The 13,643-nt window shown below is 65.0% G+C and carries 9 protein-coding genes and 2 pseudogenes; 1 reads left to right on the top strand and 10 read right to left on the bottom strand.

The features are described from left to right. A partial coding sequence (locus tag AWX74_RS38245; protein ID WP_131799659.1) for a phosphopantetheine-binding protein occupies nt 1-1,596 on the top strand: 1,596 nt, incomplete at its 5' end. A gap of 24 nt (nt 1,597-1,620) precedes the next feature. On the opposite strand, the pseudogene AWX74_RS41925 reads toward AWX74_RS38245, so the two are convergent. The 10 genes and pseudogenes from AWX74_RS41925 to AWX74_RS38195 all read right to left on the bottom strand — a co-directional run. Continuing rightward, nucleotides 1,621-2,168 (bottom strand): annotated as a pseudogene (locus AWX74_RS41925) (transposase); the annotation flags it as partial. Between the two features lie 485 nt (nt 2,169-2,653). Then, nucleotides 2,654-3,880: an FAD-dependent oxidoreductase gene (locus AWX74_RS38235; protein ID WP_091287245.1), complete on the bottom strand. Its 1,227-nt coding sequence runs from the start codon at nt 3,878-3,880 to the stop codon at nt 2,654-2,656. A gap of 3 nt (nt 3,881-3,883) precedes the next feature. Then, the gene (gene tcuA, locus AWX74_RS38230) at nt 3,884-5,332 is read right to left on the bottom strand and encodes an FAD-dependent tricarballylate dehydrogenase TcuA (protein ID WP_091287242.1); all 1,449 of its coding nucleotides are present in this window, start codon (nt 5,330-5,332) and stop codon (nt 3,884-3,886) included. A gap of 35 nt (nt 5,333-5,367) precedes the next feature. Continuing rightward, nucleotides 5,368-7,023: a (2,3-dihydroxybenzoyl)adenylate synthase gene (locus tag AWX74_RS38225; protein WP_091287239.1), complete on the bottom strand. Its 1,656-nt coding sequence runs from the start codon at nt 7,021-7,023 to the stop codon at nt 5,368-5,370. A 131-nt stretch (nt 7,024-7,154) separates the two neighbouring features. Beyond that, nucleotides 7,155-7,901 carry a 4-hydroxy-tetrahydrodipicolinate reductase gene (gene dapB / locus AWX74_RS38220; protein WP_091287235.1) on the bottom strand — a complete coding sequence of 249 codons (747 nt, stop codon included), beginning with the start codon at nt 7,899-7,901 and terminating at the stop codon, nt 7,155-7,157. A 154-nt stretch (nt 7,902-8,055) separates the two neighbouring features. Further along, a pseudogene (locus AWX74_RS41920) lies at nt 8,056-8,553 on the bottom strand (IS66 family transposase); the annotation flags it as partial. A gap of 16 nt (nt 8,554-8,569) precedes the next feature. Next, nucleotides 8,570-8,821 (bottom strand): MbtH family protein, encoded by a 252-nt coding sequence (locus tag AWX74_RS38210; protein WP_091287229.1) that lies wholly within the window; start codon nt 8,819-8,821, stop codon nt 8,570-8,572. A gap of 344 nt (nt 8,822-9,165) precedes the next feature. Then, the gene (locus AWX74_RS38205; RefSeq protein WP_091287225.1) at nt 9,166-10,008 is read right to left on the bottom strand and encodes an alpha/beta fold hydrolase; all 843 of its coding nucleotides are present in this window, start codon (nt 10,006-10,008) and stop codon (nt 9,166-9,168) included. Between the two features lie 72 nt (nt 10,009-10,080). Further along, entirely contained in the window at nt 10,081-10,335 is a 255-nt protein-coding gene (locus AWX74_RS38200; RefSeq protein WP_091287221.1) for a phosphopantetheine-binding protein, read from the bottom strand. Further along, on the bottom strand, nt 10,319-13,612 hold the full coding sequence (locus AWX74_RS38195; RefSeq protein ID WP_091287217.1) for a non-ribosomal peptide synthetase: 3,294 nt from the start codon (nt 13,610-13,612) through the stop codon (nt 10,319-10,321). Before AWX74_RS38195 ends, AWX74_RS38200 begins: the two co-directional genes overlap by 17 nt. Nucleotides 13,613-13,643 lie beyond the last annotated feature (31 nt).

Raw genomic sequence — 13,643 nt, 5'->3', positions numbered from 1 at the left:
GCCGGCGGGAAGTTCCTCGCCGCCTATGTCACGACCAGCCCGTCCGCACTGGCCGACGAGGCGGTGCTGGCCGAGGTGCTGCGGGAACACACGGCCGCGCTTCTGCCGGAGTACATGGTTCCCGTATCGTTCACCCGCCTGGCCGCTCTCCCCACGACCTCCAGTGGGAAACTCGACCGCACAGCGCTGCCCGCCCCCGACCTGACCGCCGGGTCCGGTGGCGGACGGCCCCCCGAGACAGACACCGAACTGGCCCTGGCGGGGGTGTTCCGTGACGTCCTCGCCCTCCCCGAGGGTATATCCCTGTCCGTCGACGACGACTTCTTCCGACTCGGCGGTGACAGCATCCTCGCGATACGTCTTGTTGCGCGCGCGTCACAACGACAGCACACCTTCGCGCTGCGGGACGTCTTCGAGCAGCGAACCGTCGCGAGGCTGTCTCAGAAGATCACCAAAGAAGTCGAGGCCGAGGTGCTTTCGACAAGCACAGTCGCGGTGCCCGCCTCTCCGACTCTCGAGAGAATACGTGAATCACGCGACGATCCGAACTCATGGATCCTGACCGAGACCGCCGTTCTCCCCGGCTCGTTAACGCACGACGCGCTACTCGCCGCGTACGCTTCGCTTGTTCAAGAACATGACCTACTTCGACTGTCGGTTCAGACGGTAAGTCGTCGACTGTGGCTCACTTGGGTAACCCCTATGGCAACCATCGCACCGACTCTCTCCAGACTGCATGTCGCAGGGGCCTCGCCCTCCACGCAGCTGACAGCTCTTCGGACGATGGCCAGCCAGATGATCGATGTCACCAATGCACGGCCGTCAGGCCTCGCATACGCAAGCAGCTCGACACACACCTACATTGCGCTTGCAGTACATGCCGCCGCGGCGGATCGATACACCGTGCACCAGCTACTGGAGGCCCTCCGCGCACTCACTGATGACAAGGCCAACAAGAGCATGCCATCGGCGCCGTCGGTCACAACAACCTTGACTGAAGTCGCCGATATCGCTACGGCTCTCAACATGGATCAGATCGAGAGCCAGATTGAGCTGATCGAGCGCACGGAATCACTCGACGAGGCACTGTACTCGGCCGACAGAACTCAGGTCATACACTGGTACGGCTCTCGCACCGATGCCACCATGCGCGAGACCATCCGACGAGCACTGCACGCGACTGGGTACGGATCGCGACTCGGCGGTGTCGTAGATCACGAAGCTCCTCTTCTGCCAGATGCTGTCCTGGGGCGGCTTGGCCCGATGACGGTAACCGTTCCCGTGCCTATCGAGCAGGAAGCCTGGCACCCAGATCCTCAGTTCGCATTGGCACGTTACGGCAGTATCTTGGGTAGGCGTCTCCTGGCTGGCAGACCGATCGCGCCGATACTTGTCAGCCGATCCTATTCCGCCGGTGCAGAACCCTTGGCGATCGAACCGAGCGAGGCAGCGTACCGCGCGGTGATCCGGTACAGGGTGGAGGCCGGCAGCACTGTTCTGACGGTCATCGGATTTTCCCGTGCCGTGCTACTGGCGTTCGAGAACGCGCTGGGCAAAGTCGGCGACGATGCCGATCGGCGAGCCTGGCGCCCATAGTTGGCCTCGATCTTTCACGGGACGGGCAGGGAGCGCAGCCCGGGTAATCGCTTCGACGGCGAGTGGGGTCCAGGAGTGATGCGCGGGCAGCGGTGCACCACTACGCGGCGAACGTGACGGGCGTGGAGGGCGATCCGGCCTCCGAGACGGAACAGGCCTGTGGCGTCGCCGTTTCGGTTCCCAGCGGCGGGCCTGCCCACTGGGCAGCGCGAGCATCTGGGTCCAGGCGGTCAGGCAGAGTACGAGAGCGACGGCCACGCACCAGATCTGTTTCAGCGCGAAGTCGTGTAGGGGCAGGTCCGCCAGGCCGCTGTCCTCGGCACCTCGGATCCGGTCCTCGCAGCAGGCCCGGCGACGGTGGCGTAGCTCAGGACGGCGAACTGGCCGCGGGGGCCGTTCGTCGCGAACACGGTGATCCGGTTGCCGCCCACGTCGGTGACATGTAGCTGGGCGCCGGAGTGCTGGGGTTCCCGGTAGAGGACAACTCGCATACCCGGCGGCCAACCGTACAGTTCGAGCAGCCCGGTTGGTTCCGCGACCCACGCCCGGGACGGGGGTGGCCGTCTGCCAGCCCGCGCCCGGCCGCTGGTCTCGCTGAACTCGTCCGGATCTACGGGATCCGAAACTGGATCGAACAGAGCTGCAAGCAGGTCAACGACGAACTGGGCCGGGCCGATTCCCAGGCCCGTCCCGGCCTCGCGATCCGCCGTCACCAGACCCTGGTGTTCTGCGCGTTCTCGTTCTGTTCGAACACCTGATTCACCCGGCCACCGCCCCCACAGCAGGAGCCCATCACGCAGCCCGACCGGAGAGAGAGGAGGCGCTCACACGCCCCGATCATCCGCCCAGGCATCCTGGCCGACGACGCTACGCGGGGTCCGCGGCCGGCTGACTCCCTGGATCGGATTCCACCGCCGGTGGAAAGCGTGGTCCACCATGCCTCCACCCCCTGAGCCCCATGCCCTGATCACCGCCATCAGCGCAGGTCGCGGCGCGCACCTCCACCTCCCGCCCCGATCCAACAAACCACCGCCAGATCGGGGGTCGAGCGCCGCGCCTAGGTGATGGACGCGGCGTCGTGCAGGCTGTCGAACAGAGCCGCGCGGCGCATATAGGCGCGCGCACTATCAGGGTTCTCGGCCGTGCAGCGCAATTGGTCGAGGTTCTGTCGGCGCACGGTGGGGTCGCGTTCCTCCAGCATTCGCTTGTTGGCGATCGTCTGGGCTTGTACGTAGTTCAGCGCGGCGTGACGGCGCTGGCGGCTGTAGAGGTCGAGCAGATCGTCGCCGTCCCGACCGCGGATCACCCTGGGGAGCTTCTCCGCAAGGTTGATGGCATCATGGATGCCGCCGTTCATGCCCATACCGCCGATCGGGTTGTTGACGTGCGCGCTGTCTCCGGCCAGTAAGACGCGGCCTTTATGGAAGGTCCCGGCCACGCGTTGATTGACCCTGTAGACCCTGGCGTACTCGACGTGGTAGGGGTCCGCCTTGGGGAAGAACTTCTGCAGCCGCTGCTCGACGCGTGCTACCGACAGTGCGCTGGTGTCGTCCTCGTCCTGGCCGATCGGCAGGATCAGCCGCCAGAGTCCTTCGGGCGTCTCCCCACGCACCTTGAACAGGTTGGCCCATTCGTACGGGTCGGAGAAGTAGTTACGCAGTGACAGATTCGACCTCACGGTCTTGAAGTCGAACCTGGTCGCGATCTTGATGAACCGCTCCGGATACGTGAATCCTTCGAACTCGATGCCTGCGAGCTTGCGCACTGTTGACCGGCCGCCGTCGCAGCCGATGACATAGGCAGCCGTCATGCGCTCCGTGCCCGCGGGGGCGGCATACTCCACCTCGACGCCGTTCGCGGCCACGGTGAGGCCGGTGAGCGCATGGGAGAACCGCATGTCGAAGTCGGATCCGTTGGCGTACGCCTCGGCGATGGAAGCGGTCAGTTTGTACTGCTCGTACTGCAGTACATAGGGAAATCGGATCTCGCCTCCGAGTCGGGCGAGATCAAACTCCGCCACCAACTCGCCGGTCGGCCGGTCGTGGAAACGATAGGTGCTCGAAACCAGACCGTGCGGTGTGATCTTCTCGGTGATGCCCAATTCGTCGAGCATCTCCAGAGTGCTCGGATGAATGGTCGCGGCGCGCTGATCCTTCACCGGCGCGGGCTCCGACTCGAGCACGGTGACCGGGATGCCCTGCCGGTTCAGCGCCAGTGCGCACACCATTCCGACCGGGCCGGCGCCGACGATGACGACCCGGGTGCTGCTCTGCGACGAGATCATGGCTCAGGCAAGCGATCCCGCGCGGCGCCCGACCACCATTCCCGCGGTCAGGCCGGCGCCCGTCGGATAGTTCCCGCTGAAGAGGCCCCCGAGCGCTTCACCGCACGCGAAGAGCCCGGGGATGGGTGCACCCGACGGATCGAGTACCCGGCCGTTGACGTCACCGCGAAGCCCTCCGAAGGTAAAACTGATTCCACACGTCACCGGATACGCGTAATAGGGCGGTGCCTCTATCGCCGATGCCCAATTGCTCTTGATCGGCTCCACCGACGCACTGCGGCCGTCCTTGATCGTTGGATCGAGCGGACGGCTGGTATCGATCGACAAGTTGAAATCACGCACCGTCCGCACGAACGCGTCGACATCGACGTCTATCGCCGCGGCGAGCCCCTCGACGCTGTCAGCGACGACCGGGATGATCCCGGGCATCTCATACTCGTACGCGTCGAGCATGGATCGAGAGCTCGCGTCGAAGATCTGAAACGCCACCGAACCCGGCTGTTCGAGGATAACCTTGCCGTACTTCGCGTACGTATAGTTGCGAAAGTCTGCACCCTCGTCGAGGAATCGTCGACCCCAGGTGTTGACAACGATGCCAAGCGGATAGCCGTATCGGCTCAGTCGGTTCGTCAACATACGGTTGCTCTCGTTCTCGGGATATGACGCGTCCCATGGCACACTATGACACGTTGACCAGTCGCCTCCACGATCTGCACCGATCTCCAAGGCCGCGCCGATCAGGTCACCGGTGTTGTACGGCGTGCCACGCACCTTCGCGTGCTGCCACCCGTCTCCCAGGTAGCGCTGCCGCCATTGCGCGTTCGCCTCGAAACCACCGCTGGCGATCACCACCGACTCCGCCAGAAACTCCTGATCGCCCGCGCGGACACCGACGACCGAGCCGCCGTTGGTCATCAGCCCCGTGACCGGGCAACCGTAGCGCATCTCGACCCCGAGCCGCGACGCGACGCGTTCATGGTCTGACATCAGCCCAGGGCCCGCGTCGACGTTGCACACGTGCGTTCCGCCCCAGAACACGAAGGTTCCCTCGGCGTTCTCGTGAGCCTGCCGCTCGTACATCAGCCGGAATCGCAGCCCCAGTTCGTGCAGCCAGCGGACCGCGTCGCGCGAGCCTTCGACGACGGCCGCGGCAAGCTCCTTGTCGTCACGTCCCTCGGCGATCCGGTCCAGGTCGGCCAGGAACTCCTCCGCCGAGTACGGCGGAACTTCGGTACGCGCGTGACGCTCATCAGGCTCAAGGATCTCGAGCAGATCGCCGAACCCTGCGTGCACCATCCGGGTCGCACCGAGCGTGTAGTAGCTGTTCCCCCCGGACAGCGCCCGCGGCGCCTTATCCAACAGCATCACGCGTCGCCCGCGCTCGGCCGCCGCGTGAGCCGTACAGTAACCGGCGTTACCCCCACCGACCACCACAACATCCGCGTCGTTCATAACCACCTCGTTGCCGTGTCCGACCCAAGAACAACTCACGTTGGGCGCTGCCGCTCGACGCGTGCCTGTTTCCGCTCGCGCTGAAGTCGCTTGCTGACCTTGCCGACCGCGGTGTACGGGAACTCGTCGACCACCTCCACGAAATCGGGAAGCTTGAATGTCGCGAGGCCCCGCTCCTGCAGGAACTGACGCAGCTTGCCCAAGGTGAGATCGGCCACGTGCTCCGGCGACCGGGGGATCAGATACGCCTTGATGCGCTCGCCGAGCACCTCGTCGTCGACTCCGATCACGGAGGCGTTGTGCACGCCGCTGTGGGCGAGGAAGGCGTTCTCCAGCTCCTCAGGCGCGATCTTCTCGCCGCCACGGTTGATCTGGTCCTTCGACCGGCCCACGACCCTGATGAACCCACGCTCGTCCCGCTCGACTATGTCACCAGTGCGGTAGAAGCCGTCGCTGGTGAACGCTAGGGCATTTTGCTCGGGGTTGCGATAGTAGCCGCGGATCACCGACGGCCCCCGCGTCAGGAGGTGACCGGGCACCCCGGGCGCCACGTCGTTTCCCTCGTCGTCTATGACCCGGATCTCGTCAGCCTCCGAGGCCGGCCGGCCCTGGTATCGCACGCGGGTCTCCCGATCGATGTCCGGAGGGTTGCTGACGACCAGGCCTTCGCCCATCCCGAAGCTTTGAGACAGCTCCATGCCGAGCTCCGGCTCGACCCGCCGCGCCACCTCCTCGCTCAGCTTCGCGCCTCCGCACATGACCACACGCATGCTGGAGAGGTCGTAGGCACCGCGCAGCGACGAGTTCAGCCAGGCCAGCAGGATCGGGGGCACCAACGTCACGCGGTTCGCGCGGTGCTTCTCGATCAGCGGGAACGCCACGTCGGGGCTGCCGTTCGGCGCGATCACGATCGTTGCGCCCGCACTGAACGCGCCGAGGAAGCCGGGCGAACGCGTCGACATACTGTGACAGATCGGCATGACCAGCAGATGCACCGTCCGCTCGGTAATGCCCCTTTCCCCGACGCTTCTGCGCAGTGCATAGCCGTACGTGTGATGGGTATGCGGCATCAGCTTCGGAACGCCCGTCGTACCGCCCGACATCTGCAGCAGCGCGACGTCCTGCGGGCTGCATCGCCGCACGTGCTCGAGCGATCCTTTCGAAAGCAGGGCGTCGTACTCGGCGCCGCCGCCGCGGCGATCGAGGATCACTGTGTGGTCCAGATGGGCCCAACGGCCCTTCAGGTCAGCCGCCAACGCAGCGAGATCGGTCCCGCTGTCCGATGCGACGGTGATGTAGGTGCGCGCCTCGGCAATCTCGATGAAGTGTTCGATCTCCGCGCGACGGTGCGCGATGGGCGCGACCACGGGAATCACGCCGAGCTCCCACAGGGCGAAGAGGAACGCGATGTATTCGTAGGTGTTGGGCAGATGCACGACCACTCGGTCGCCACGACCCAGTCCCAGATGCTGCAGACCGGCCGCGAGGCGCAGGACCTCATCCGTGAGTTGCCTATAGCTCAGCCGGGTGTCGCGGTCGATGACCGCGAGCTTGTCGGGATGGCGTTCCGCCGCGGCAAAAAGCAACTCCGGAAGCGTCTGATCGTGCCAGTATCCATTTGAAAGATACTCAGCCACGGTCTTTGGCGGATAGGGCACGACGCCGTCAAGGGTCAGCGGTTGGATGCTCATCGGTCTTCCTCGGGTGTCAGCGTCTCGTGTCCTGGCGGGGTCGGCGCCGCATGGAACTGCCGATGCCGACCCGGTCATCGAAGAGCGAGTTCGCGCAGGAGGTTCAGACTGTCATCCGTTTCGAATCGTGTTCAGCCCAGGCTCAGCACGGCTTCGAGGCCGACCGTCACCCCGGGGAGACCCTGGACGGCGCGGAGCGCGGCGAGCACTCCGGGCATGAGGGAATCACGTGTGACGGAGTCATAGCGCAGTCTCAGGATCTCGCCTTCGGATCCGAACAGCACCTCTTGTGAAGACATGAAACCGCGTACACGCACCGCGTGGACGTTGACTCCCTCGATCCGCCCGCCGCGCGTTCCATTCGGGTCGCGAGAGGTGGCATCGGGCGAGGGAGCGGAACCTGCTTCCGCACGAGCGCGAGCGATCAGTTCGGCCGTGTGCTGTGCCGTACCCGATGGTGCGTCCACCTTGTCGGGATGGTGCATCTCGATGATCTCGACAGACTCGAAGAGCGGGGCGGCCTTCGCCGCGAACTGGGTCAGGAGCACCGCGCCCACCGAGAAGTTCGGGACGACGAAAACGTTGACTTCATCACGTTCGATGAGTGCGGCGCGAATTTTCTGGACAGCATCGTCATCGAAGCCGGATGTTCCCACCACGACGTGAATCCCCTGCTCGATGCACCACTGGACCTGTTCGTGTGCCACTCCCGGCGGGGAGAACACGAGCACGACGTCGGCCTTCATGTCGACGGTCTCTCGCAGGTCGTCATCGACATCGATCTCGGCGACCACGTTCATGTCGGAAGCGGCCTCGATTGCACGAACCGATGCCCGGCCCATGCGCCCCTGCGCTCCCAGCACGGCAACTTTAGTCATAAGGGAAGGCTAACCTAACTCATTCGATCGACACAAGCCCATCTAGCTCGGGCGAGAAGGCTCGGTCCCTGTATTTACGCAGGCTGGAATGGCCACTGGAGGGGTGGGTGGTTGTGGCCCACGGGTGGCTGCGCGGGGCGCGGGATCGTCCGTCGGGATTGGCGGCGGGTGGGAGGCAGTCGCCGGTGGTTAACAGTCGGGTAAGCGCATCGGGCGTGTCGACGCCCTATTTCGTGGCGGTCGACAGATAGGAATGCACGACGGCGAGGTCGGCCAGGCTCTTGGGTGTACACCAGCGGCCCTCGGATACCCTCTGTTGCACTTTTGACCGGTCGGACATCACGCTCCGAGAGATTTGTTTGAGACGGGAGCCGTCAGTTTGGTTGCGAATCGCAGGATCATGTCCTCGTAACGGCGGAACCGGCGGATCAGCGTCCTCGCCTCGGCGGCCAGCGGGCTGCGCCTGCCGTGGTTGTCAGCCTCACCCCGCCCGAGTGCGCCGAAGTAGTGGTTACGGATCTTCCCGAGCACCTCCAGGGCCAGTCTGGTCTGCGCGACGGGCCACGCACGCGGCGTGGTGCGCGTCGAGCAGAGTCGTTGCCATCACGTCGGCCCAGACCTGCCCGGCAGGGTCACCGCTGTGGACCGAGCGCGACACCGCCGTCCGGTTACTCGCCTGTGGCAGCTCTCGCGACTTCGTGGCTGGCAATGAAGTCGCGTAGCGACTTGGGTCGCAGGTCGGTCCAGGTCTGGTCGATCCAGTCGAGCACCTCGCGCCTGGGTCTGCCATCCGGCTCGCCGTAGACGATGGCCCAGCCGCCGGGCACCGGCTTGAACGTGGGCCAGAGCGAGTACTGCTCCTCATGGTTGATGAGCGCGTAGAACGTGCCATCCTCGTCGTCGAACGGGTTCTTAGCCATCGTGCGCTCTCCTTCTGCTGGTGGGACGGCCGTCAGCTGCCCGTCGCCATGTGGGATCTGTGCGTGGGGACCGTGACCTCGAGAATGACGCCGGCGCGCACGGCCAGGGTCGACAGCAGCGACGAGCTGACGCCGTGGCTGTGCTGGACTCCCCCGCTGAGAAAGATGCGGCCCTCCAGCCCCGGCACGCGCAGGCTGTAGTCGCACTAATGAGCTGCAGCCGGCCAGGAAACAGGATGACCACGTATTCGGCACCTTCCTCCACCCGCGGGTTCCCGCACCGATCCCACCTCCTCGCTTCGTCGAGATGTTCCGGATCCCGAGATGAAGAAGTTTCATCGCCGTCAGCCGACGGCCGACTCCTCGGGCTCGGCGAGAAAGTCGAGGACGACCCGGTTCACCGCTTCGGGCTGCTCGAGATAACCGTAGTGTCCCGTGTCGGGCACCTCAACATACCGGGCAGTCGGGACGATATCGGCAAGCTCGCGTCCGAGGTATGCCGGGATCATCAAGTCGTCGGCGAAACCGATCACCAGCAACGGCCGGACGATCTCCCTGTACGCCGCACCGCGGTCTCCGAGCCGTTCGGAAGCGCCGAGTTGGCCACGCTCACCCGACGACGTCGGAGCCGCAGAGTACTCCATAACCGCTAGCCAGTCGTTCGCTTTCGTCTCATCTCGCAATGTCGCGGGCGATAAGTTCAGCAGAGCATCGACCGCTGCCTTATACGCCTTCGGCAACACGATCGATTGGTCGAACAACTCCTGCTCGCCCCGGGTGAGCATCTGTCCGACGTCGTCGATGCGTGCGTGACCACCCATCGCGACCGCCCGGCGCACGAGATCGGGGCGCTCGAGGAGCAACTCCTGCACGACCCGCGCTCCGAGCGAGGTTCCGATCACGTGCGCCGGGGCGCCGAAGCGCTCGATGAGCGCGGCGAGATCGTCAACGAGCTCTGGGACGACGATGTCGGGGCACGACGTGGCAGTCTGCCCGGGCACCGGGCTGATGCCCCGGTTGTCGTAGGTGACGACCCGGTACCCCGCCTCGACGAGGGCGGGCACCTGGTGCGGCGTCCACACCTGCCCCTTGGCTCCCGTTCCCATCACCAACACGACGAGAGGGTCGGCAGCATCGCCATACTCGTCGTAGCGCAGGGTGATTCCGTTCACGAGCATCGTGGGCATGGCGTCTCCTTGTCGGGGAGGGACGGGAAGATCGCGCAACCGGTCGTCATACCCGCCCGTGGTGGACGAGATTCACGCAGAGGACTCGGCATCATCGTTCGTCGACGCCGCCAGCACCTCAAGCCAACGTGACACCCGTTGATCTTCAGCGAGCGTCATGAAGTCGATGCCCTCCGCGCCGGCGCTGCGCCACCGCTCGACCAGTTCCATGAGCCGGACGGAGTCCATTCCCTGTTTGCGCAGGTCGGCGTTCTGATCCACCTCGTTCGCCTCGATATACAGGACATCGGCGACGTCGGCCAGTACTCGGTTATCGCTGATCTTCATGATCCTCCTCTGGGTTACCGAAACCGCTGTTCCGGACGCCCGCCTCTGTGGTGCAGGACGTCAACGTCTCAAGCGACTGCACCCACAGCTCCAGCAGTTCGCTCACTTCCGCCTCGCTGAGGATCCCCGCCGCATAAACGATGTTGCCCCTCAACGTCCACTCGTTGTTCTCAGCGTTCTGTACCGCAACCAAAGAAATGTCCAACACGGCGAACAGAGGCATCGTCCTGTCCGCGGAACCGACGATCCCAGGAGACTCTGGGGCCATCTCCCATGCGCTGTCCCTCACGGCGCCGCCGGGGCCGAACTGGCCGAGGTAGTTGAATCCGATCTGTGGCACAAGGCCGTCGACCAATCGGCCCGCGCTGTCAGGAGCGAGCTCTCGGAGCACCCCGTAGCCGATGCCGCGATCGGGTACCGCCCGCAGTTGCTCATTCACATGCCTCACCACATCCGCGGAAGCTCCCGGATCCGTCAGGGCCGTGACGGGATCGATGTCGACGGTGTCCAGTCCGACTGGGAACCACGTCGTGAACCACCCCACAGTGCGGGAAAGATCACTACCGGGCACGAACGTCTCTTCGCGCCCGTGACCCTCAAGTCCGATCAGCACACGCCGATGACCGACCCCTCGCCTCGCTCGCCATGCCCCGACCGCGATCGTCAACGAGCCGAGCAGCACATCGTTGATCTCGGCCGCCAGTGCACCAGGCACCTCCTTCAGCACTGGGCCGGCGACTCTCGCGGGCACTTGGATCACGAGCACCTTCGCTGTGGCGCGTGTGTCGAGCGCCGCGTCCAGCGCACGGGAACCCAGCAACGGGTCATCCGTCGTGACGGTCTCGGCCCAGTAGTCTGTCTGCGCCCTCACATCCGGCTCAGCGGCCCGGCCCGCGAGCATCTCAGCCCAGTTCAGCAGGCTCGTGCCTACCGGCAGCAGTGGCTCAGCAGTGCGGCCGGTCTCCAACTCCCACGCCTGCCGAAGATCATCCCCAAGAACTCGCCACGACACCCCATCGACGACCAGGTGATGCATCACCAGCAGTAGACGGCTTGTCGCATCGGCAGAACCCGTGTACCAGACTGCCCGCCACAGGACGCCGGCATCGAGGTGCAGAGAACGCGCCAGTTCCTCCACACGCGCACGATTGCCGCTGCGCCACGTCGGATCCGGCCACGCGGGCCCCAGCGCTTCGATCACCATCCGATCCTTCGCGACTTCAGGAGAGCGGGCAGGAACCTCGAACCGGAAGGATCCGTCGGCATCTACCACGAGGCGACCGCCCAGAGCCGCATGATGCGCTACGACGCGGTTCAGCACGCGCAACAATGTGTCGTGCGTCATTCCGGGTGGCACCACGAAAGTAACCGCCTGCACCAACGTCGAGAAGCCGGGCAAATCCACTTCCTTGTTGGCGATCGGCCACAGCCTGGAGGATCGCAGATCCTTCAGGGGGACGGTGCGCTCCGCTGCCAACTCCGACTGACGCGCATCCGAAAGGCGAGCCAGCCCGGCCACCGTCCGTGTCGAGAACACGTCCGCGGCCGAGATGACGACACCCATGCGTCGCATTCGGGATACCAACTGGATTGACAGAATGCTGTCCCCGCCCAGCTGGAAGAAGTCATCCTCAACCGACAACCCCGCTCCGTCACCCAAACCCAGCAGGTCGCGGACGGCGGCCAGGATATCTCGCTCCGCGTCGGTCTCGGGTGCACGCCCGTGGGCGGTCGATTGCCCGAGATCGGGGGCGGGCAATGCGTTCCGGTCGAGCTTGCCAGTCGTGGTCAGCGGGAACGTCTCAAGCCGATTGTAGGATGCCGGGATCATGTAGTCGGGGAGGTGCTGTGCGGCGTACTCACGGAGTGACCGGCGGAGCGCGTCATCGCTGGTATCAATGCGAGCCGTGGTCACGTAGGCAGCGAGAAACTTCCCTCCGGAAGGATGGTCCGCCGCGATGACCTCAGCACGCGCGACCTCCGGGTGCGCCTCCAGCACGTCACGGATCTCCCCTGGCTCGATCCGATACCCGCGGATCTTGGTCTGCTCGTCGACACGACCGAGGAAATCAATACGCCCCTCGTCGTTCCACCGGGCCAGATCGCCCGTGCGATACATCCGCGCCCCCGCCTCCCACGGACACGCCACGAACCTCTCGGCGGCGAGGGCGGACTGCTCCCAGTAGCCGCGCGCACTACCCACACCCGCGAGATACAGCTCACCCGGAACACCGGGCAGGGCAAACTGCAGGTTCTGATCCAGGATGTACGCCCGCGTGTTGAAGATCGGCGTACCCACACTCGGGTTCGGACTGTCAGCGAGATCCGCGCCGAGCGCATTGATCGTGTACTCGGTCGGCCCGTACAGGTTGTACGACTCCACACCCGGGGCATCTCGCAACTGCTGCCACAGCCGCTCGGGAACCGCCTCACCGCCAAGCGACACGAACACCACACCCGTCGCGTCCGCCGACACCGATCGACCCGCCGGCCGGTCACGCTCCAGCAAACCCTCGTCAACGAGCACCTGCCCGTACGAGGGAGTCACGTCGAACCCATCGATACGCTGATCGTCGTAATACGCGAGCAGCTGCTGCGGATCCCGGCGCATCTCCTCGTTGATCACATACACCGAGTGGCCGTTGAGCAGCCAGAACAACTGCTCCCACGACGCATCGAACGAAAACGACGTCGTATGCGCGATCCGCATCCGCCGCCCGCCCTGATGGGCCACCACACGATCGAAGATCTTCTCCACATGGTTCGCGTACATGTTCGTCAGACCCCGATAACCGACCGCGACACCCTTCGGTCGGCCCGTCGAGCCGGACGTGAAGATGATGTACGCCAGATGATCCAGCGACACCTCCCCACCGCGCTCGGCCACGGTGACCGGCCCATCCGCCAGCTCCGCGATCCGCGCGCACACCACCGCATCGTCGAGATTCACCACCCGCCCCGCCGCGGACCCGAGCCGTGCCACATCACGATCAGTGACGAGCGTGACCGTCGGACCCGCCACATCGAGCATGTAACCGATCCGATCATCGGGCAGCTCCGCATCGACCGGCACATACGCCGCACCCACCGCGAACACCGCGAACATCGCGATGACCATCCGCTCATCACGCGGCAGCAGCAGCGCAACCCTGTGCTCCTGGCGCACGCCCCGCTCCAGCAGCAGCCGCGCATACCGGTTCACCTCCGCGGACAACCCCGCAAACGTGAAACTCCGCGCACCCGCCACCAACGCGATCTCCCCCGGCGACCGCAACACCTGATCACCAAAAAGACCCGCAACAGTGACA

Origin of the sequence: Parafrankia irregularis (assembly GCF_001536285.1) — a bacterium.
GTDB classification, from domain to species: Bacteria; Actinomycetota; Actinomycetes; order Frankiales; family Frankiaceae; genus Parafrankia; species Parafrankia irregularis.
The sequence above is the reverse complement of the archived record's forward strand: the minus strand, read 5'-3'. Positions and strand labels throughout refer to the sequence as shown.

Excerpts from the sequence above, each read along its gene's own strand:
- AWX74_RS38235 (WP_091287245.1), bottom strand. The coding sequence starts at position 3,880 with ATGATCTCGTCGCAGAGCAGCACCCGGGTCGTCATCGTCGGCGCCGGC.
- tcuA (WP_091287242.1), bottom strand. The coding sequence starts at position 5,332 with ATGAACGACGCGGATGTTGTGGTGGTCGGTGGGGGTAACGCCGGTTAC.
- AWX74_RS38225 (WP_091287239.1), bottom strand. The coding sequence starts at position 7,023 with ATGAGCATCCAACCGCTGACCCTTGACGGCGTCGTGCCCTATCCGCCA.
- dapB (WP_091287235.1), bottom strand. The coding sequence starts at position 7,901 with ATGACTAAAGTTGCCGTGCTGGGAGCGCAGGGGCGCATGGGCCGGGCA.
- AWX74_RS38210 (WP_091287229.1), bottom strand. The coding sequence starts at position 8,821 with ATGGCTAAGAACCCGTTCGACGACGAGGATGGCACGTTCTACGCGCTC.
- AWX74_RS38205 (WP_091287225.1), bottom strand. The coding sequence starts at position 10,008 with ATGCCCACGATGCTCGTGAACGGAATCACCCTGCGCTACGACGAGTAT.
- AWX74_RS38200 (WP_091287221.1), bottom strand. The coding sequence starts at position 10,335 with ATGAAGATCAGCGATAACCGAGTACTGGCCGACGTCGCCGATGTCCTG.